Annotated in this window: 18 protein-coding genes and 1 tRNA gene; 17 read left to right on the top strand and 2 right to left on the bottom strand. The window is 58.9% G+C overall.

Translation table 11 applies throughout. From position 1 onward, the window contains the following. Positions 1–135: 135 nt before the first annotated feature. From rpmG to rpoC, 10 genes are all read left to right on the top strand, one after another. Positions 136–288, top strand: coding sequence for a 50S ribosomal protein L33 (gene rpmG / locus ACID345_RS24365; RefSeq protein ID WP_011525480.1), 153 nt, complete (start codon positions 136–138; stop codon positions 286–288). 21 nt (positions 289–309) lie between these two features. Then, a tRNA-Trp gene (locus tag ACID345_RS24360) sits at positions 310–385 on the top strand. A gap of 40 nt (positions 386–425) precedes the next feature. Continuing rightward, positions 426–686, top strand: a complete 261-nt coding sequence (gene secE / locus ACID345_RS24355) for a preprotein translocase subunit SecE (protein ID WP_011525479.1) — start codon at positions 426–428, stop codon at positions 684–686. A 78-nt stretch (positions 687–764) separates the two neighbouring features. Beyond that, entirely contained in the window at positions 765–1,295 is a 531-nt protein-coding gene (nusG, locus tag ACID345_RS24350) for a transcription termination/antitermination protein NusG (RefSeq protein WP_320408732.1), read from the top strand. A gap of 118 nt (positions 1,296–1,413) precedes the next feature. Next, a complete protein-coding gene (gene rplK / locus ACID345_RS24345) occupies positions 1,414–1,845 on the top strand; it encodes a 50S ribosomal protein L11 (RefSeq protein WP_011525477.1) in 432 nt (143 codons plus the stop codon). Positions 1,846–1,969: 124 nt separating this feature from the next. Continuing rightward, positions 1,970–2,677, top strand: coding sequence for a 50S ribosomal protein L1 (rplA, locus tag ACID345_RS24340; protein ID WP_011525476.1), 708 nt, complete (start codon positions 1,970–1,972; stop codon positions 2,675–2,677). 23 nt (positions 2,678–2,700) lie between these two features. Beyond that, complete coding sequence (gene rplJ, locus ACID345_RS24335) at positions 2,701–3,249, top strand: 50S ribosomal protein L10 (RefSeq protein WP_011525475.1); 549 nt, start codon at positions 2,701–2,703, stop codon at positions 3,247–3,249. Between the two features lie 389 nt (positions 3,250–3,638). Next, positions 3,639–4,019 carry a 50S ribosomal protein L7/L12 gene (gene rplL / locus ACID345_RS24330; protein ID WP_011525474.1) on the top strand — a complete coding sequence of 127 codons (381 nt, stop codon included), beginning with the start codon at positions 3,639–3,641 and terminating at the stop codon, positions 4,017–4,019. Between the two features lie 677 nt (positions 4,020–4,696). Continuing rightward, positions 4,697–9,166, top strand: a complete 4,470-nt coding sequence (rpoB, locus tag ACID345_RS24320) for a DNA-directed RNA polymerase subunit beta (RefSeq protein WP_011525473.1) — start codon at positions 4,697–4,699, stop codon at positions 9,164–9,166. A gap of 181 nt (positions 9,167–9,347) precedes the next feature. Continuing rightward, positions 9,348–13,559: a DNA-directed RNA polymerase subunit beta' gene (rpoC, locus tag ACID345_RS24315; RefSeq protein ID WP_041857196.1), complete on the top strand. Its 4,212-nt coding sequence runs from the start codon at positions 9,348–9,350 to the stop codon at positions 13,557–13,559. A gap of 93 nt (positions 13,560–13,652) precedes the next feature. Here rpoC and ACID345_RS24310 read toward each other — a convergent pair whose 3' ends face one another. Beyond that, complete coding sequence (locus tag ACID345_RS24310) at positions 13,653–14,120, bottom strand: hypothetical protein (RefSeq protein WP_041856059.1); 468 nt, start codon at positions 14,118–14,120, stop codon at positions 13,653–13,655. 432 nt (positions 14,121–14,552) lie between these two features. Between ACID345_RS24310 and ACID345_RS24305 the strand changes: the two genes are divergently transcribed. The 7 genes from ACID345_RS24305 (at position 14,553) to ACID345_RS24275 (ending at position 19,373) form a co-directional block, all read left to right on the top strand. After that, entirely contained in the window at positions 14,553–14,792 is a 240-nt protein-coding gene (locus tag ACID345_RS24305; protein WP_228370706.1) for an AbrB/MazE/SpoVT family DNA-binding domain-containing protein, read from the top strand. Further along, positions 14,785–15,171: a PIN domain-containing protein gene (locus ACID345_RS24300; RefSeq protein ID WP_011525469.1), complete on the top strand. Its 387-nt coding sequence runs from the start codon at positions 14,785–14,787 to the stop codon at positions 15,169–15,171. The genes ACID345_RS24305 and ACID345_RS24300 overlap by 8 nt, the downstream gene beginning before the upstream one ends. 213 nt (positions 15,172–15,384) lie before the next feature. Further along, positions 15,385–15,780 (top strand): tRNA (N6-threonylcarbamoyladenosine(37)-N6)-methyltransferase TrmO, encoded by a 396-nt coding sequence (tsaA, locus tag ACID345_RS24295; protein WP_011525468.1) that lies wholly within the window; start codon positions 15,385–15,387, stop codon positions 15,778–15,780. Positions 15,781–16,171: 391 nt separating this feature from the next. Beyond that, positions 16,172–17,062, top strand: coding sequence for a YihY/virulence factor BrkB family protein (locus ACID345_RS24290; protein ID WP_011525467.1), 891 nt, complete (start codon positions 16,172–16,174; stop codon positions 17,060–17,062). Between the two features lie 7 nt (positions 17,063–17,069). Continuing rightward, on the top strand, positions 17,070–18,599 hold the full coding sequence (pyk, locus tag ACID345_RS24285) for a pyruvate kinase (RefSeq protein WP_011525466.1): 1,530 nt from the start codon (positions 17,070–17,072) through the stop codon (positions 18,597–18,599). Beyond that, on the top strand, positions 18,596–18,898 hold the full coding sequence (locus tag ACID345_RS24280; RefSeq protein ID WP_041856057.1) for a putative quinol monooxygenase: 303 nt from the start codon (positions 18,596–18,598) through the stop codon (positions 18,896–18,898). Before pyk ends, ACID345_RS24280 begins: the two co-directional genes overlap by 4 nt. A gap of 91 nt (positions 18,899–18,989) precedes the next feature. Continuing rightward, positions 18,990–19,373, top strand: coding sequence for a tautomerase family protein (locus ACID345_RS24275; RefSeq protein WP_011525465.1), 384 nt, complete (start codon positions 18,990–18,992; stop codon positions 19,371–19,373). On the opposite strand, the gene ACID345_RS24270 is transcribed toward ACID345_RS24275, so the two are convergent. Further along, on the bottom strand, positions 19,370–19,738 hold the full coding sequence (locus ACID345_RS24270; protein ID WP_011525464.1) for a VOC family protein: 369 nt from the start codon (positions 19,736–19,738) through the stop codon (positions 19,370–19,372). The two genes, ACID345_RS24275 and ACID345_RS24270, sit on opposite strands and share 4 nt — an antisense overlap. Positions 19,739–19,757 lie beyond the last annotated feature (19 nt).

The raw sequence follows: 19,757 nt of genomic DNA, 5'->3' as shown, positions 1-19,757 counted from the left end.
TGGTTTCCCACCCTCCCTTTGGGAAGGGTGGGGCACTCAGATTCAACTTCGAAGAGAGATCTTCGATATCCGGGCTTCGACCCGGACAAGGCTCGGTGAAAGCCGAGCAAATACAAAAAGGAGCTGTAACCAACAATGCCCCGCGAAATCATTCAGCTGCAGTGTGGAGATTGCAAAGACAAGAACTACTCCACCACCAAGAACAAGAAGACGACTACTGGCCGCCTCGAGTTCAGCAAATTCTGCCGCAAGTGCCGCAAGCATACTTCTCACAAGGAAGTGAAATAGGCAGCTCGGCTGTCGCAGTACAGGGGCGTAAGCTCAACGGCTAAACTGCCGGTCTCCAAAACCGGACTTGGGGGTTCGAATCCCTCCGCCCCTGCCAGAGATTGAGCGCGCACAGCGCGCGAGTGAGTGAGAAGGATATGGCAAAGCAGGCAGTAGTCACCGCCGACGAGAGCAGCCTGGGCAGCAGGATGAAGAGCTGGCCGCAGCGCACCAAGTCGTTTTACAACGACGTGCGCACGGAAATGAAGAAGGTCAGCACGCCTTCGCGCAAGGAAGTGCAGTCCACCACGGTAGTCGTAATCATCACCGTGTTCATCTTCGGCCTGTACTTCTGGTTGGTGGATAACGCGATCGGCAAGGGCATCGATTACATGTTTACGTACTTCAAGCACCACTAAGAACTGACTATGGACGAGACGAACAACAACGCGGAAGTGCAGCCGACGCCGGACGGCCAACCCCTGCAGAACCCGAACATGAAGTGGTACATCATCCACAGCTACTCGGGTTTTGAACGCAAGGTGAAGGAGTCGCTGGAGTCGCGCATTCATGCCTTCGGACTCGAGGGCAAGATTGGCCGCGTACTGATTCCGACCGAGTCGGTGACGGAAGTCCGGGGCGGCAAGAAGTACACCAGCGAGCGCATGTTCTATCCCGGCTATGTACTGGTCGAGATGGACATGGATGACAACGTGTGGCACGTGGTGAAATCCACGCCGCGCGTGACCGGATTTGTCGGAACCGGCCAGCAGCCCACGCCGCTCAGCGAAGAAGAAGTGCAGCAGATCGTCTATCGCGTTGCCGACAGCCGCGAGAAGCCGAAACTCAAGGTCAAGTACGAAAAGAACGAGACTGTGCGCATCAGCGAAGGTCCGTTCGCTACGTTCCAGGGAGTTGTGGACGAAGTGAACGAAGACAAGGAAACGCTGAAAGTCATGGTCACGATCTTCGGACGTTCGACCCCTGTAGAACTCGAGTTCGGTCAGGTCGAAAAGGTACTTACGTAGGTTTGTGAAAGAGGCGGCTTTGCGCCGCCGCGATTTGTATCAGGGCAGCGCTTCAGCGCTGCCGAAAGAGATCAGAGTTTGAGGGGGCTTTAGCCCCTGAGGTACAGAAGGATCCGCAATGGCAAAGAAAGTAACTGGACAAGTCAAACTGCAGATCGCCGCAGGCAAGGCAACGCCGGCCCCGCCGGTCGGCCCGGCCCTCGGCCAGGCGCAGATCAACATCATGGAGTTCTGCAAGCAGTTCAACGCGAAGACTGCGAGCAAGGACCTCGAGGGATTCACTATCCCGGTCGTCATCACCGTTTATAACGATCGCAGCTTCACCTTCGTGACCAAGACCCCGCCGGCCTCCGACCTTCTCCGCAAGGCCGCTGGCGTAGCCAAGGGCTCGGGCGTGCCGAACAAAGACAAGGTCGGCAAGGTCACCGAGAAGCAGGTCGTAGAGATCGCGAAGCAGAAGATGCCTGACTTGAACGCCGCCTCCGTCGAAGCTGCGATCAACAGCATCAAGGGCACCGCGCGCTCGATGGGCATCGATATCGTCCCGTAAGATTTGTATCAGGGCGCGACTTTAGTCGTGCCGATCGGGCCAAAGAAGTTCGGGGGCTTTAGCCCCTGAGTCGTAAACCACGGCACACCAACGTAACGGTGCGCGGTGGAAGACAAGGAGCAACATGGCAAAGCCAGGTAAGAAAATCGAAGCGGCGCGCAAGCAAGTCGAAGTGCGTCCGTACGCTTTGCAGGACGCAGTTCCTCTCCTGCAGAAGGTGAAGTTCGCCAAGTTCGACGAGACCGTCGACTTGACGCTTCGTTTGGGTGTCGACCCGAAGCATGCTGACCAGATGGTCCGCGGCACGGTCGTCCTGCCCCACGGTCTGGGCAAGACCAAGATTGTGTTGGTCATCGCCAGCGGTGAAAAGCAGCGCGAAGCCGAAGCGGCCGGTGCTGATTTCGTCGGCGGCGAGGACATGGTCGAGAAGATCGCGAAAGAGGGCTGGACCGATTACGACGCGGTGATCTCGACGCCCGACATGATGCGTTCCGTCGGTAAGTTGGGTAAAGTGCTCGGTCCCCGCGGCCTGATGCCGAACCCGAAGACTGGCACCGTCACCACTGACGTTGCCTCGGCCGTCCGCGAAGTGAAGGCCGGTAAGGTTGAGTTCCGCACCGACAAGACCGGATTGGTCCACGTTCCGGTTGGAAAGATTTCGTTTCCGCCTGACAAGCTGGTGGACAACGCCACGACCCTGATCACAAGCGTGGTCAAGGCCAAGCCGTCCGCCGCCAAGGGCAAGTACATCAAGGGCTGTTACCTCAGCTCTACGATGGGCCCTGGGATCTCCATTGACACGACTGCCATTGAGGCAGCGTCGAAGAGCTAGTCGAGCGCGAAGAGGATTCAGACATGGCAGTCACAAAAGCAAAAAAGATCGAAGTAACTGAGAAGCTGACCGAAGACTTCAAGAAGGCCAACCACGCCATCGTGGGCACCTTCAACAAGCTTACGGTCTCGAAGGACTACGAACTCCGCAAGGCAGTCCGCAGCGTGGGCGGCAAGTACTCGGTGGTGAAGAACACCCTCGCCGAGCGCGCCGCCAAGGGCACCAAGATCGAAGACGCCGTGAAGGGCCTGGCGGGCGTGACCTCGGTCGCGTTCACCGACGGCGATCCGGTCCAGCTCGCGAAGGTGCTCAGCAAGTACGCCAAGGACAACCCGGAGTATGAGTTCAAAGCCGGTGTGGTGGACGGAAAGGTCATCAAGCTCGCCGACATCGATGCCCTCGCCAACATGCCTTCGAAGGAAGAGCTTTACTCGAAGCTGCTCTTCCTCATCAGCGCCCCGGCGCAGCGTTTGGTCACGGTGATGAACGCAACCGGTCGCGACCTCGCCGTGGTTTTGAACCAGGGCGTGGAAAAGCAAAAGTTCTCGGGCGGAGAAGCACCCGCCCAGTAGTTAGAGCCGGCGAGAGCTTGCTCCCGCCGTGCCAAGGTTTGTTCAGGGCACGACTTTAGAGGTGCCGAAGTTTGTATCAGGGCACGACTTTAGAGGTGCGGAAGGTTTGTATCAGGGCACGACTTTAGTCGTGCCGAACGGGGCCGGCCGAATTTGGGCTTTAGCCCCTGCGGTACAAGGGTTCGGAGTCGCGAAAGTGGCTCCAAAAGGTTCCGTTATCTGTTGTTGGGACATGTTTAGATCGCCGGCTTTGTCTGGGCTGGTGCAGAGGTTGGGCTTACGTAACGCGGGGATCGCGTAACTGCCACCCGGAAGACCTCGAACATCGACCTCACGGGAAATAACGAAATCGCACAACGAATAACGAAAACAGAATTGGAGATACGGAAATGGCTGATTTAGCACAGTTGGAAGAACAGATTGTTGGTCTCTCGCTGCTTGATGCGGCAGAACTCGTAAAGAAGCTCGAATCGCGCCTCGGCGTCTCGGCTGCTGCGGCTGCCCCGGTCATGGTTGCCGGCGGCGGTGGCGCTGCTGCGGCTGCTCCGGTGGAAGAGAAGACGGAATTCACCGTCGTCCTGACCGCTGCGGGCGCAAACAAGATCAACGTGATTAAGGCAGTTCGCGAAGTCACCAGCCTCGGCTTGAAAGAAGCCAAGGACCTGGTTGACGGCGCTCCGAAGACCGTGAAAGAAGGCGTGTCGAAGGACGAAGCAGCGACCATCCAGAAGAAGTTCCAGGAAGCTGGCGCGACTGTCGAAGTCAAGTAGTTTGGGCTCAATGCGGCGGCAATCCTACGGGCTTGCCGCCGCAATCCCCTGAAAAAAGGGGCTTTGAATCTTTTCAGGGTTCCAACTCATCTTGTAATGAGGCAAGGTGAGCGTTAGACAACACGTTCTCCGTTACGTTTTGAGCGGGCGTATCGGGGCGCGATGGTTGCCGAGGAAGCGGAGCGGGACCTCCTCAGGGTCACCGCAGAATTCCCGGGCATCGTGGTTGCGGTTCGAAAGAACCGAGTGCGACACACCGAAGAAAATGGCGGACGGCCGACCCGGCGGATACGTGAGGCTCACACGTTCCGGCAGGCGGACGAGAACAGGCCAAAGAGATACTGGCGCGGGAAGTAAGAGTTCTGATTAAAGTTCGTGAAAGCGCGATGTTGGCGCCTGCGGGGAGCTTTGTCCCTACGGGCGCATACGTGTTTTCAGTCGCAAACCGTGTTGCCAGCACACGTTTTGCGTTTTCCTGTTCTTAAGAAGTGGCCGTGCCGCCGTGCAGATTTGCGCACCACAGGTTGGATGCGCGAGATTGCCGGTTGTGTCGTACCCGAGTTGATAGGCCAGCATCATTTGCCGTTCGTGAAGGTCCGTTGAGTAGCTTTTCGGTGCTCATCGTACCAGTTCCCTTTGTGAAAAAAACGGAAGGGCACACCCTCAGGAGTTATTAAATGGCAGAAAAGAAAATTGCCTTCCGCAACCGTCAAGACTTCTCGAAAATTCCGGCGACGATCCAGATTCCGAATCTGATCGAAGTGCAGAAGCGTTCCTACGACCGCTTCCTGCAGATGGACCTGTTGCCGAGCGAGCGTGACGATGCGGGGCTTCAAGCGGTATTCCAGTCGGTCTTTCCGATCACGGATTTCCGCAATGTTTCCCAACTTGAGTTCGTGGATTACGCGATCGGCAACTGGGAGTGCAAGTGCGGTCACCTTAAGGGACTGCATCACCTGCGTACAACTTGTAAGAACTGCGGCGCGACCGTAGTAACCGATCCCTTCCACCCCGGCGACGTGCTCTGCCACAAGTGCGGCACGTTCAACGCCAACACGCCTGACTTCTGCAACAAGTGCGGCGACCCTGTCGGCTTGCAACTGAAGTACGACGTGGCGGAGTGTGAAGAGCGCGGCATGACCTATTCAGCTCCGCTGAAGGTCACCATGCGCCTCACCATCTTCGACAAGGACCCGGAGACGAACAACCGCACCATCCGCGACATCAAGGAACAGGAAGTGTTCTTTGGTGACGTTCCGCTGATGACCCAGAACGGTACGTTCATCATCAACGGCACCGAGCGCGTGATCGTCAGCCAGTTGCATCGTTCGCCCGGCGTCTTCTTCGAGACCGCAAACAACCGCACCTACTTCCTCGGCAAGATCATTCCTTACCGCGGATCGTGGGTCGAGTTCGAGTACGACCAGAAGAACATCCTGTACGTCCGCATTGACCGCAAGCGCAAGTTCCTGGGAACCATCTTCCTGCGCGCTCTCGGCCTGCGTACCGACGAGGACATTCTCCGCACGTTCTACACTGTCGATCGCATCGCGGTGAAAGACAAGAAGCTCTACTGGACGCTGGAGCCGGGCATCGAGCGCCCGACCAACCTCGTTGGGTTGAAGCTTTCGCACGCCATCAAAGCCAAGAACGGCGAAGAAGTCGCGCACTCTGGCCGCAAGGTCACAGCCTCGGTCCTAAAGGAAATCCAGAAGCACAAGATCTCGGAACTCGAGATCGAACTGGGTGATCTTGAAGGAGCGTACGTAGCTTCCGACGTCATCGACACCAACACCGGCGAAGTCCTGCTCGAAGCCAACCAGGAACTCACCGCCGACAAGTTGTCGAAGATGATCGACGCCGGCATCGGAGAAGTGAACGTATTCTTCCCCGAGCGCGACGACGTGGGCACCGTGATCAGCGCGACGCTGCGCCGCGATTCCGTCAAGACTCCGCAAGAAGCCTTGATCGAAATCTACCGCAAGCTGCGTCCGGGCGATCCGCCGACCCTCGACACCGCGACCGCGCTCTTCCACGGCATGTTCTTCGATGCCCGGAAGTACGACTTCTCTCGCGTGGGCCGCTTGAAGTTCAACATCAAGCTGTTCGACCGTCAGGACCCGACCGGACTCGACAAGCGCACGCTGGATCCGGATGACTTCTACCACACCATCCGTTACCTGCTGAAGCTGCGCCGCAATCTCGGCGCGGTGGACGACATCGATCACCTTGGCAACCGCCGCGTCCGCGCTGTGGGCGAACTCCTCGAGAACCAGTTCCGCATCGGCCTGGTCCGCATGGAGCGCGCAATCAAGGAAAAGATGAGCGTGTACCAGGAAATGTCGACGGCCATGCCGCACGACCTGGTCAACGCCAAGCCGGTCATGGCTGCCATCCGCGAGTTCTTCGGATCCTCGCAGTTGTCGCAGTTCATGGACCAGACCAACCCGCTCTCGGAAATTACCCACAAGCGCCGCTTGTCGGCACTTGGCCCGGGCGGCCTTTCGCGTGAACGCGCCGGATTCGAAGTCCGCGACGTTCACCCGACGCACTACGGCCGTATCTGCCCGATCGAGACGCCAGAAGGTCCGAACATCGGCTTGATCTCGTCGTTGAGCTGCTATGCGCGGATCAATGACTACGGCTTCATCGAGTCGCCGTACCGCCGCGTAAAGGGCGGACGCGTGATCGACTACGTCCAGGTGACGCACGCCGGTGACAGCGATTACCGCGTGGGCGACAAGATGGAGAAGTCGGAAGCGCAGAAGGCGAACGAAGAGTTGCGCGGCCGCAAGAAGCGCGGCATCGAACTCGAGCCATACTCCTTCTACCTCTCCGCTTGGGAAGAAGATAAGTGGACGATCGCGCAGGCCAACGCCGAACTCGACGAGAAGGGAAAGATCACTTCCGAACTCGTCAACGCGCGTAAGGCCGGCAACTTCGTGTTGATCAGCCGCGATGACATCGATTACATCGACGTCAGCCCGAAGCAGCTCGTTTCCGTCGCTGCCTCGCTGGTTCCGTTCCTCGAACACGACGACGCCAACCGCGCTCTCATGGGCGCGAACATGCAACGTCAGTCCGTGCCGCTGCTCCGCGCCGAGGCCCCGATCGTGGGCACCGGTATGGAAGGCGTCACCGCGCGTGATTCCGGCGCGGTCGTGCTCGCACGCCGCTCAGGCATCATTGACTCGGTCGACTCGGAACGCGTAATCGTGCGCGTTGAGGGCGAGCATCATCCGATGCAGCTCTCCCGTGAAGTTGGTAGCGATATCTACCAGCTCACGAAGTTCAAGCGCTCGAACCAGAACACTTGTATCAACCAGAAGCCCATTGTGAAGCAGGGCGATCACGTGAAGAAAGGCCAGGTCATTGCTGACGGTCCTTGCACCGACCACGGCGAACTCGGCCTCGGTCGTAACGTGCTCGTGTCCTTCATGCCATGGCGCGGTTACAACTTCGAAGACGCGATCCTCGTCTCCGAGAAGCTGGTCAAGGAGGACTACTACACCTCCGTCCACATCGAGGAGTTCGAGATCGAAGCTCGCGACACCAAGCTCGGTCCGGAAGAAATCACCCGCGACATCCCCAACGTCAGCGAATCTGCGCTGCGTGACCTGGATGAAAGCGGTGTGATCCGTATCGGCGCCCCTGTGAAAGCAGGCGACATCCTGGTGGGCAAAGTTACGCCGAAGGGCGAAACCCAGCTCACTCCGGAAGAGAAGCTGCTGCGTGCCATCTTCGGCGAAAAAGCCGGTGATGTCCGCGACGCTTCGCTCACCTGTCCTCCGGGCATCGAGGGCGTGGTTGTGGACGTCAAGATCTTCTCGCGCAAAGGCCAGGAAAAGGACGAGCGCGCCAAGCAGATCGAAGGCACCCAGATCGCGAAGTTGGAAAAGAACCTTGCTGACGAAATCCGCATTTTGACCGACGAGCGCTTGAAGCGTCTCGAAGGCCTGTTGGGCGCCAAAGTCGTGCAGGCTGATTTGCATGACGAGCGCACCAACAAGCGCCTCCTGACCAAGGACGCCGTCCTCGACCGCGAGACCATCGAGCGTATCTCGACGCGCAATTTGAAGCGCATCAAGTACGCCGACAAGGACCCGCGCGTCAACGAGCAGATCGACGAGATCGAGGAAATGACCTCGCGTCAGATCGATGTGCTGCGGAAGATCGTTCGCGAAAAGATCGAAAAACTGCAGAAGGGCGACGAACTGCCTCCCGGCGTGATCAAGCTGGTGAAGGTCTACATCGCCATGAAGCGCAAACTGAGCGTCGGCGATAAGATGGCCGGCCGCCACGGTAACAAGGGTGTCATCGCCCGCATTCTGCCCGAGGAAGATATGCCGTACCTCGAGGATGGAACGCCGGTCGAGATCGTCCTCAACCCCCTGGGCGTGCCAAGCCGTATGAACGTCGGCCAGATCCTGGAGACGCACCTCGGCTGGGCCGGACATGAACTCGGTAAGAAGATCGCCGAATTCATGGTCGAGAACTCGGAAGCCGGCCAGGTCCGCAAGCACCTCAAGCAGCTCTTCAAAGACACCGCGTTCGTCGACCACGTTACCGAGCTCGACGACGAGATGTTGCTGAAGGTTGCGAAGGGCATGCAGGATGGCGTCTTCTTCGGTTCCGCCGTGTTCGACGGTTCCACGGAAGCTGAGATCAAGTCGCTGCTCGACCAGGCAGGCCTGCCGACCTCCGGCAAAACCTTCCTGTACGACGGCATGACAGGCGATCGCTTCGAGCAGCCGGTAACGGTTGGCTACATCTACATGCTCAAGCTGTCTCACCTCGTCGACGACAAGATCCACGCGCGTTCGATCGGTCCGTACTCCCTCATCACCCAGCAGCCGCTGGGCGGCAAGGCGCAGTTCGGTGGTCAGCGTTTCGGAGAAATGGAAGTGTGGGCGCTCGAAGCTTACGGCGCTGCTTACATCCTCCAGGAACTGCTGACGGCGAAGTCCGATGACGTTTATGGCCGTACCAAGATTTACGAGGCCATCGTCAAAGGCGAAGCCGCGATCGAGCCGGGCGTTCCGGAATCGTTCAACGTGCTCATCCGCGAGTTGCAGTCGCTCTGTCTTGATGTTGAGTTGATCAAGACCAAAGAGAAAGCTGCTCCCGCGCCTGTAGCCGCCGACTAAGGGTGCCCCACTCTAGCGAAGCTAGGGTGGGGACGTTCCCTCGCTCTTTCAGTATTTGGAACTTTCCCTTCTTCCAGGAAACGTTCCAGCAAGTGATCCGGAAGACGCCAGCAGCGACGATGCGCTGCACGGATCCCCGCATTCGAGCCACAGGCAAGAACCCGCGGGGAAGGAGGACAATTTGTACCGTTCGAGCCCTTTCGACCTCGGAAGCAACATCACGGATTTCGACGCAATCCGCATCAGCCTTGCTTCGCCGGAAAAGATCCGGAGCTGGTCTCACGGTGAGGTAACTAAACCCGAAACCATCAACTACCGCACGTTCAAGCCCGAGCGTGATGGCTTGTTCTGCGCCCGCATCTTTGGCCCGGTCACGGACTGGGAATGTTTGTGCGGCAAGTACAAGCGCATGAAGCACCGCGGCGTTATTTGCGACAAGTGCGGCGTGGAAGTCACGCTCAGCAAGGTCCGCCGCGAACGGCTTGGCCACATCGAACTGGCCTCGCCCTGCTCGCACGTGTGGTTCTTCAAGGGATTGCCCAGCCGCATCGGCCACATCCTCGATATCTCGCTTCGCGACCTCGAGTCGGTGTTGTATTTCGAAGCCTATGTCGTGGTTGAGCCCGGCGACGCGCCCGTCAAAGAACGCGAAGTCATCAAGGACGAAACCAAGTTCCGCGAACTCGATCAGCAGTACCGTCCCACTGGTTTCAAGGCCCTCATGGGCGCCGAAGCCATTAAGGAATTGCTGAAGCGCGTGGACGCCGAATCGCTCTCGGTCGAACTCCGCGAGAAGATGAAGAACGAGACGTCCATCCAGAAGCGGCTCAAGTTCGCCAAGCGCCTCAAGGTTGCTGAAGCGTTCCGCAAGAGCACCAACAAGCCGCAGTGGATGATTCTCGACGTGATCCCGGTCATTCCGCCGGAGTTGCGTCCTCTCGTTCCACTCGACGGCGGCCGTTTCGCCACCTCCGATCTCAACGACCTCTATCGTCGTGTGATCAACCGTAACAACCGCTTGAAGAAGCTCATGGACCTGCATGCGCCCGAAGTCATCGTGCGCAACGAAAAGCGTATGTTGCAGGAAGCCGTTGACGCTCTCTTCGACAACGGACGTCGTGGCCGCGTACTCCGCGGTGCCAACAACCGTCCGCTGAAATCGCTCTCCGACACGCTCAAAGGCAAGCAGGGCCGCTTCCGTCAGAACCTGCTCGGCAAGCGCGTGGACTACTCGGGACGTTCGGTCATCGTGGTTGGTCCGGAGCTCAAACTCCACCAGTGCGGTTTGCCGAAGAAGATGGCGCTTGAACTCTTCAAGCCGTTCATCTATCACCGCCTCGAGCAGACCGGCCACTGCACCACGATCAAGCAAGCCAAGGAACTCGTGGAGCAGCAGGAACCGGTGGTTTGGGACATCCTCGAAGAGGTCATCAAAGACCACCCGGTGCTCTTGAACCGCGCCCCAACCCTTCACCGCCTCGGCATCCAGGCATTCGAGCCGGTGCTGGTGGAAGGCAAGGCGATCAAGATCCACCCGCTCGTCTGCACGGCATTCAACGCCGACTTCGACGGCGACCAGATGGCGGTGCACATTCCGCTCTCTCCGGAAGCTCAGATCGAAGCCAGCGTGCTCATGCTCGCTTCGCACAACATCCTGTCGCCCGCGTCAGGCCAGCCGATCACCGTTCCTACCCAGGACATGGTGCTCGGGATGTACTACCTGACCAAGGCGCGTCCGGGATCGAAGGGTGAAGGCCGCGCATTCGCGAACATTGAAGAAGTGCTGCTCGCGAAGGAAATGGGCGAAGTGGAAACGCTGACCCCGATCCGCCTGCGCTACACCGGCGACGTCATGGACCTGACCACTGCGTACGACGATCAGGACGTGACCCACACCGAGCCCGTGCCGTTCCAGCGTCAGTACATCAACACCACCGTTGGCCGCGCGATCCTGAACGACAATCTTCGCCGCGCCACCGCGGAGATGCCGTACATCAACGGCTTGCTGAAGAAGAAGGGCATTGGCAACCTGGTGAACTACGTGTACCTGCGCTTCGGTCTCGAGATCACGGTGCAGATGCTCGACCAGATCAAGTCGCTCGGCTTCCAGTACGCCACCCGTTCGGGTCTCTCGATCGGCATCGACGACATGGTCATCTCGCCGAACAAGGCGAAGGTCGTGAAGGAAGCCGAACAGACGGTGAACTCCGTACAGCAGCAGTACCTGGACGGCGCCATCACCAACGGCGAGCGCTACAACAAGGTTGTCGAAATCTGGTCGGCCATCACCGAAAAGGTCGCGGACGAAATGTTCGGCAACATGCAGCAAATGGACAAGGCCGGCGAGATCAACCCGATTTACGTCATGGCTGACTCCGGCGCTCGTGGTTCGAAACAGCAGATCCGTCAGCTCTCCGGCATGCGCGGCTTAATGGCCAAGCCGTCGGGCGAAATCATCGAGACGCCGATCACGGCGAACTTCCGTGAAGGCCTCACGGTGTTGGAATACTTCATCTCGACGCACGGCGCTCGTAAGGGCCTTGCGGATACCGCGTTGAAGACCGCCGACTCCGGCTACCTCACCCGCCGTCTCGTTGACGTGGCGCAAGACGTCATCATCAGCGAATACGATTGCGGCACGGTAGACGGTATCTACGTCAGCTCCATCGTCGAATCGGGCGAGATCATCGAGCCCCTGCGCGACCGCGTAATTGGCCGCGTCAGCCTCGAGAAGATCAAGGACTACGAAGGCAACGTCGTGGTCGACGTCAACCAGGAAGTCACCGAAGACCTCGCCAACGGCATCGCAGCCGCGGGTATCGAACGCGTCAAGATCCGTTCGGTGCTCACCTGCGAATCGAAGCGCGGCGTTTGCGCCCTCTGTTACGGACGCAACCTCGCCTCCGGCCGCCTGGTCGAGCTCGGTGAAGCTGTCGGCGTCATCGCCGCACAGTCCATCGGCGAACCTGGCACCCAGCTCACGATGCGTACCTTCCACATCGGTGGAACCGCGTCGCGAGTCTCCGAGCAGTCGCGTTTGGATGCCAAGAACAACGGAACCGCTCGCTTCCACAACCTCACCGTCGTCCGCGCCAAGGAAGGCCACCTTGTGGTGATGAACCGCAACGGAGCCATCACGGTCATCGACGAGAAGGGCCGCGAAAAGGAACGTTACGCAGTCGTGTACGGCGCAAAGCTCCGCGTCGAAGACGGCCAGCAGGTCAAACTCGGCCAGGTCATGGTCGAGTGGGACCCGTACACCTTCGCGATCCTCACGGAAATCGGCGGCGCCGTCGGGTTCAAGGACCTGCACGAAGGCCTCACGCTCCACGAGGAAGTGGACGAAGTCACCGGTCTCTCGCGCCACGTGGTCATGGATTCGCCGGATGAAAAACGTCAGCCGGCCATCGTGATCAAGGGCGCCAAGGGCACCAAGCGTTACCTCATGCCGTCGCGCGCTCACCTTATGGTGCTCGATGGTGAAGAGGTCTTCCCGGGCGATGTTCTGGCGAAGATCCCGCGCGAAACCACCAAGACCAAGGACATCACCGGCGGTCTGCCGCGTGTCGTGGAATTGTTCGAAGCCCGCAAGCCGCGTGAAACGGCCGTCATCAGCGAAATCGATGGCACCGTGAAGTTCGGCGAAGTGAGCAAGGGTCAGCGCAAGATCTATGTCGTTGCCGACGATGGTACCGAGCGCGAATACTCGGTTCCCCGCGGCGTTCACGTCAACGTGCAGGAAGGCGAACGCATCCAGGCTGGCGAACAGCTCATGGATGGCCCGCTCAACCCGCACGACATTCTCGCCGTCCTCGGTGAGAAGCAGTTGCAGTCCTACCTGGTCAACGAAATCCAGGAAGTCTACCGGCTGCAGGGCGTGAACATCAGCGACAAGCACATCGAAACGATCGTGCGCCAGATGATGCGCTGGGTGAAGGTCGAAGACGTGGGCGATACTAACTTCCTGCTCGAACAGCAGGTGGATAAGTTCCGCTTCCGCGCTGAGAACGAAGCTGCCATCGCTTCAGGAGGACGCCCGGCAACCGGCCGTCCGCTGATGCTCGGCATCACCAAGGCCTCGCTCTCTACCGACTCCTTCATCTCCGCGGCATCGTTCCAGGAGACCACGCGTGTGCTCACCGAAGCCAGCATCAACGGCGCGGTCGACCACCTGCGCGGCCTCAAGGAAAACGTCATCGTCGGCCGCTTGATCCCGGCCGGCACTGGCATGGAGTACTACCGCAACGTGGCTCTCTCGCCCGAACTTGAAGCGCAAGCGCAACAAGTTCAGGAAGAGGTACACCAGGCGTACGAAGAAGCCGAACGCGCGCTCGAGTTGCTCCGCAACGAAGGCGAAGACGAAACCGGCAACGAAGAACTCGTCGCCGAATAACCAGCTTCAATCCATCAAAGGGCGACCATTCGTGGTCGCCCTTATTTTTTGCTTTGGATTGCTGCGCGATCGCTTCGCTGCGCGGCAGAACCACTACTTCTGACGAGTCAAAGCCAGCCGGCACGCGGCTATCGTCAGGTCCTTATCGCCTTCGTCCTGGTGAATATGCAGGGTGCACGACTCTTCAAAATGGATCGACTTCGCCAAATGCTCTTCGTGTGCGTACCGCTTATTGCCGAAGGCAACGTCCCAGTCCGAATCGAACAAATGCATGCGCACGTGGAACAGGTTGAACCGGCTTCCCGACGCCTCGAACATGAGATCGAGCGTTTCCGCGTTCATCATCGAGTCAGGCACGCAATACCGATTGTCGTGGGCTTCGACTTCCTCGCGCTCCGAGCCGTCCGCGAAGGTAATCCGCGCCGGCGCATCCACCGGCTTCCCATCATCCACCAACGCCATCCGAAAACAATGCCCCGGCGGATCTTCGCCGCGAGCCGAGCCGCACGTAACAATCCAGCCAAACGCCAACCCACAAATCAAAATCCAGCTGAATCGCATTCGGACCAGTTCGCTCCTCGAGGATGCGAGTATACAAGCCCGCTTTACCCTCACGCTCCTCAGAAACCACAGGTTTGTAATCAGGGCATCGCTTCAATACCGCTGGCTTGTACCAGGGCATCGCTTCAATACCGTTGGCTTGTACCAGGGCATCCCTTCAATACCGTGGTTTGTATCAGGACATCGCTTCAATTCGTGCCTTGTATCAGGGCATCGCTTTAGCGATGCCGAAAAGGCTCCTAAAAAGACGGGCTTTAGCCCCTGCCCCAGCTTCGCGTGAGCCTCCCTATCCCCACTCCCCCACTACCGCCTCTTGTCATTCAGAGGAGCGCGCCAGCGCGACGAAGAATCTGCTGTTTCCGCAGGTGGCACATCAAACACTTTGTGCCACCTTGCTATAATAGTGTCACTGAGGTAAGCATGGCCCAAAGAGTGAAGGTCCGCATTGCCGCCAAAGGCCGGGTCGTGATCCCCGCCTCTTTTCGCGAAGCCTTAGGTTGGAAGGAAGGCGATGAGGTGCAGCTCACGGCTGATGAGCATGGCCTCCGCATCTCCACACTGGAAAACCGCATTGCGGAGGCACAAGAATACGTTCGTTCTTTCGTCCCGAAGGGGCGAAGCCTGTCTTCAGAATTGATCGAGGAGCGCCGTAAGGAAGCGCGCCGTGAGTAAGTGCGTCATCGACTCCTCTGCTCTCCTCGCGCTTCTTAACCAGGAGCCCGGATCCGAGCAATTGCCTCCAGCGCTTATGCAAGGCGCCATCATGAGCTCCGTGAATGCGGCTGAGGTTCAGGCCAAGCTTGTCGCAGCGGGCGGCGATCCGGACCAGTCGTGGCAAATCGTCGTCGGTCTCGTGCCCATCCTCGCGACGTTTGAAGAGGAGCATGCCAAGGCCGCCGGAACACTCGTCAAACAAGCAAAGGCCCTCGGCTTGTCTCTCGGAGACCGGGCCTGCCTCGCCCTTGGCCTTGCCCTTCGGCTCCCCATCTACACCACGGATCGAATTTGGACAAAGGCAAAACTCGGCGTGCGCATCCATCTGCTTCGCTGACTCACACCAGGGTCTCGCGTCGTCCGGCTCTTCAGGTCCTACGTCCGCAAGCGTGAGCGCCGGAAGTGCCAGCGCTACCACCACCCTCTCTTGTCATTCAGAGGAGCGCGTTTGCGCGACGAAGAATCTGCTGTTTCTGCGCTTCTGTCATCCTGAGCGAAGCACGCGCAGCGTGCGCAGTCGAAGGACCCCTATGGTCGCTATACTATTTCGGTGACGCTCACCCTGAATCCCATCGGCCAAGTCCGCTCCACCCTCACCGACCGCAAAAACGCCCCCCGCCAGCCCGACGAAAACGCCCCCGACGCCTGGCTCGAACTCGATCCCAAATACCGAGAAGCCCTCCTCGGCATGAACCCCGGCGACAAGATCATCGTCCTAACCTGGCTCCACGAATCTCGCCGCGAGACGCTCCAGGTCCATCCACGCCGCATCCCCAACGCACCCCTCACCGGCGTCTTCGCCACCCGCTCTCCCGACCGTCCCAACCCCATCGGCCTCCACGAAACCACGGTCCTCGAGATCACCGAACGCGGCATCCACGTCTCCGCTCTCGAATGCATCGATGGCACGCCTATCGTGGACATCAAGCCCGTACTCTGCCCGTAGCACTGTGACCCGTCGCACGACGATCTGTGCCGCAGCTCACTGATTTTCTTGCGCACCCTCATGGATTATGACCATGTGGGGCATTCCCAATAGTTTGGCTGGTTCTTTGAAAACTCTGCGCTTCTGTGGTGAATTCGATCGTTAATCGCGGGATAAGTCCTTATTCCAGAATATTTTGCCTATAACCCGTTTAGATGGAAGAATTTGCAGACTATGTATCAGTTAAGTCGCCTGTTTTGAGGATTTTGCATTTTTTGGAAGGGGAGGGGGGTACTTTACCGTTAACGGTACAGACCGGGCAGTCACTGACACTCCACGCGTCGCAAGTGGTCACAACTTCGACAAGAGCCAAGCCGCCCATGCACGTGTAAACTGAGGCAGTTTTCCCGCGATGCGCGACTTCCTCGACCATCTTCGGCGGGCCCTCTGGCGCGCCTTCCAGCACGACGCCTTCGCCGTCGCGAAGGGGGCGGCCTACTCCGCCATCCTCACGCTCTTTCCCGCCGTCCTGGTCGTCGCCTCCACCCTCACGCTGTCGCACACCACGGCCGCGTTCGTCCGCGAAATTTCCTATGCCGTCGGCCGCATTCTCCCCGAAGGCACGGCCTCCGCCGTCCAGGAGTACTTCGAGGGCGAGCACCCGATCCCGATGAAGTTCCTCATCACCACCGCCATCCTGACCCTCTGGACCGCCACCGGCGTCATGATTTCGTGGATGGAAGGCTTCCGGAACGCCTACCAGTTGCAAAAGACCTGGGGCCTGATCCAGGAACGCATGGTCGCAATTTCCCTCGTGCTCATGGCCGGCGGCCCCATGGCCTTCGCCTCGTTCCTCGTAGCGTTCGGCCTCCAAATCGAGAACTGGATGATCTTCCACGCCGGCCGCGAACTTGGAATGTACATCCTCCTCATGTGGTCGCTGGTGCGCTGGCTGATCGCGACGGTCACCAGCATCGCCGTCATCGCGCTCATCTACCACAACGGCGTCCCGCGCACCCAACCCTGGCACCGGGTGCTCCCGGGCGCCGTGCTTGCCACCGCGATGTGGTTCGGCTCCACGGTCCTCTTCGGTTGGTATATCCGGAATTTCGCCCACTACGACGTGATTTACGGCTCGGTCGGTACCGCCATCGCGCTGCTGATCTGGTTATATTTGATTTCGATGGTGGTGCTGGTGGGTGCCGAGTTTAACGCGTTGCGCAATCCGCGTTTCCTCTTCGGAGCGCACTCGGAATTGAAAGCCACCGAAGTACCTGTAGAAGAGCCCGCGAAACGGAAATAGACATCGAATGACTTTCTCGTATAACGCCTTCACCGAGCCCGCCGGCGAACACACCGCCACTCATCGCCGTGCCAAGATCGTTTGCACCATCGGCCCCGCCTGCAATACCGAGGCCGCGATGCAGGAGCTGATGCGCGCCGGCATGGACGTCGCTCGCTTGAATTTTTCGCATGGTACGCACGACGAGCATCTCGTGGTCATCCAGCGCCTGCGTAAAGTTGCGGCCGAGGAGCAGCGCTCTATCTGCATCCTGCAAGACCTGCAAGGTCCCAAGATCCGCACCGGATTGCTCAAAGATCACAAGCCCGTGATGCTCGAAACCGGCAACACGGTCACGATCACGCCGCGCGACATTGTCGGCGATGCCTCGCTGCTCGCAACCACCTTTCAAACCCTCGCCCTGGATGTGCAGCCTGGCTCGCGCATCCTGCTCTCCGACGGCAAGATTGAACTCAGCGTCAGTCGCATCGAAGGCGCCGATGTCGAGTGCCACATCGTGAACGGCGGCGAACTCAAGGAGCACCAGGGCATCAACATTCCCGGCGCGATCCTCAGCATTCCTGCGCTCACCAATAAAGACCTCGAAGATCTCGCGTTCGGTCTGAAAAACGGCGTGGATGCCGTTGCCATCTCATTCGTGCGCACCGCCAACGATCTCAAGCAAGTGCGCAACGCGATCTCCGAGCACCAGGGCAATGTCTTCGTCATCGCTAAGCTCGAAAAGCCCCAAGCTATCGAGCACTTGGAAGAGATCTTCAATGAGACCGACGGTGTCATGGTTGCGCGCGGCGATCTCGGCGTCGAAGTGCCGCCCGAAAAAGTGCCAGTCCTTCAGAAGCACATCATCAAGCGCTCGCAGAGCCGCCGCATTCCCGTCATCACCGCGACACAGATGCTGGAGTCTATGATCGACAATCCGCGCCCAACGCGCGCCGAAGCCAGCGACGTGGCCAACGCCATCTTCGACGGCACCGATGCCGTCATGCTCTCGGGCGAGACCGCCAGCGGCAAGTATCCCCGCGAAGCCGTGGCGATGATGGCACGCATCATTACGGAAGCCGAGTCGCACTGCCTCGCCGAGGGCCGTCGCCGCCGTCACGAAGACCACAAGAACACCATCTCTGAGGCCGTGTGCGATGCGGTTTCGCACGCCGCCGAAGACCTCGACATGCTCGCGATCGCCATCTATACCGAATCGGGCAACACGGCGCGCATCCTCTCCAAGCATCGCCCCAAGCCGCCGATCTACGCCTTCTCGCACCTCGACACCGTGATCAACCGCCTGAACCTGTTTTGGGGAGTGCATCCGGTACAGTGCGAGCCTTTGCGTTCCTCAAAAGAAATGATTCTCTACGCCGAACAGTTACTTCTCGGTGCCCACCAGGTGGCTGCGGGAGATATCATTGGAGTCGTTGCGGGCACGCGTTCCACATCAGGTTCTACGAACTTCATGCGCCTGCACGTGATTGGCAGCGAGTCCGAGGAAGAGCGACCGCCCGCGGAGAACGCGCCGCCGATGAAGAAAGAGATTCGATGAACAAAGAGATCCTGGCCCTTGCCATCCTTGAACCATTTCCCGGAAAAGAAGACGAATTAGTCGAGATGCTGCGCGAACTCTACGCGCTCCTCTTCCGCAAGGGCTACAGCCGCGACGTCCTCTACCGCAATCCAAAGCGCCCCGGCAGCCTCATCCACCTGCGCTACTGGACCTCGGCCGTCTCTCGCGACGACGCACAGCAAGACCCGGAGGTCCATAAATTTTGGCTCCGCCTGCCGGAGCTCTGCACGCTGACAACTGTGCAGGAAGAGCTCGAAACCGTGGTCGAGTTCAAGTAGTAGAGTCAATCTCCTAACTCGTCCTACGATAGAAAAATTGCGACAACCGGCGCGGTTCCATGCTCCAAGCTACGAGTACAAGGAGCAGCTCATGCCTCTCGTTGTCGTGCACATGATCGCAGGCCGCCCGACCGCGTATCGCCACAAGGTTGCCGATGTCATCTACCAGGCAATGCGTGACACGCTGAATGTTCCCAATGAAGACCGCTTTGAAATCATCAACGAAGTTGAACCCGATGACTTCACGTTTAGTCCAACTTACCTTGGCATCGAGCGAACGGACGAAGGCATGTTCATCCAGATCACGCTCAACTCCGGCCGCACCCTCGATCAGAAGAAAGCGTTCTACAAAGCCGTCGCCGACGGCCTGCACCAGCAGGTGCATGTCCGCAAGCAGGACGTCCTGATCAACCTCGTCGAAGTTGCGAAAGAAAACTGGTCGTTCGGAAATGGCGAAGCGCAGTACGCCGGCTAGCTTCGGCTCGACAGCACGTACATATTCCCGTCGACATCTTTAAAGATCGCCGATGTGCCCCAGTGTTCGGTCTTCGGGTCCTGCGCGAACTCCACGCCTTTGGACTTCATCGCTGCCGCCGTCGCGAAGACGTCATCGCACCAGAACGAAAGCGGCTGGAAGCCGCCGATGCGGTCTTCGTGTCCTGGCGGCGTGAAAAGCGTGATACCGGTCTCTGCGCCGGGAATCTTCAGCTCGATCCAGCGCTGCTTGTCGTTGAAAGGCTGGTCTGTCGCCACTTTGAATCCGAGCTTTTCGGTGAAGAACTTAAGCGAAGCGTCCTGATTGCGCACCGGGATGCTGACAAATTTCAATCCGCGAATCATCTTTGAAATCTCCTTCGTG

The organism is Candidatus Koribacter versatilis Ellin345 (assembly GCF_000014005.1).
GTDB lineage: Bacteria > Acidobacteriota > Terriglobia > Terriglobales > Acidobacteriaceae > Korobacter > Korobacter versatilis_A.
Note: the sequence above shows the minus strand (reverse complement) of the source record. Positions and strands in the feature narration are given on the sequence as shown.

What these genes read in the sequence shown, in the direction of transcription:
- rpoB (WP_011525473.1), top strand. Translation starts at nt 4,697, where the DNA reads ATGGCAGAAAAGAAAATTGCCTTCCGCAACCGTCAAGACTTCTCGAAA.
- ACID345_RS24270 (WP_011525464.1), bottom strand. Translation starts at nt 19,738, where the DNA reads ATGATTCGCGGATTGAAATTTGTCAGCATCCCGGTGCGCAATCAGGAC.
- rplL (WP_011525474.1), top strand. Translation starts at nt 3,639, where the DNA reads ATGGCTGATTTAGCACAGTTGGAAGAACAGATTGTTGGTCTCTCGCTG.
- ACID345_RS24290 (WP_011525467.1), top strand. Translation starts at nt 16,172, where the DNA reads ATGCGCGACTTCCTCGACCATCTTCGGCGGGCCCTCTGGCGCGCCTTC.
- rplJ (WP_011525475.1), top strand. Translation starts at nt 2,701, where the DNA reads ATGGCAGTCACAAAAGCAAAAAAGATCGAAGTAACTGAGAAGCTGACC.
- nusG (WP_320408732.1), top strand. Translation starts at nt 765, where the DNA reads ATGAAGTGGTACATCATCCACAGCTACTCGGGTTTTGAACGCAAGGTG.
- rplA (WP_011525476.1), top strand. Translation starts at nt 1,970, where the DNA reads ATGGCAAAGCCAGGTAAGAAAATCGAAGCGGCGCGCAAGCAAGTCGAA.
- secE (WP_011525479.1), top strand. Translation starts at nt 426, where the DNA reads ATGGCAAAGCAGGCAGTAGTCACCGCCGACGAGAGCAGCCTGGGCAGC.
- ACID345_RS24275 (WP_011525465.1), top strand. Translation starts at nt 18,990, where the DNA reads ATGCCTCTCGTTGTCGTGCACATGATCGCAGGCCGCCCGACCGCGTAT.
- rplK (WP_011525477.1), top strand. Translation starts at nt 1,414, where the DNA reads ATGGCAAAGAAAGTAACTGGACAAGTCAAACTGCAGATCGCCGCAGGC.
- pyk (WP_011525466.1), top strand. Translation starts at nt 17,070, where the DNA reads ATGACTTTCTCGTATAACGCCTTCACCGAGCCCGCCGGCGAACACACC.
- rpmG (WP_011525480.1), top strand. Translation starts at nt 136, where the DNA reads ATGCCCCGCGAAATCATTCAGCTGCAGTGTGGAGATTGCAAAGACAAG.
- ACID345_RS24310 (WP_041856059.1), bottom strand. Translation starts at nt 14,120, where the DNA reads ATGCGATTCAGCTGGATTTTGATTTGTGGGTTGGCGTTTGGCTGGATT.
- ACID345_RS24280 (WP_041856057.1), top strand. Translation starts at nt 18,596, where the DNA reads ATGAACAAAGAGATCCTGGCCCTTGCCATCCTTGAACCATTTCCCGGA.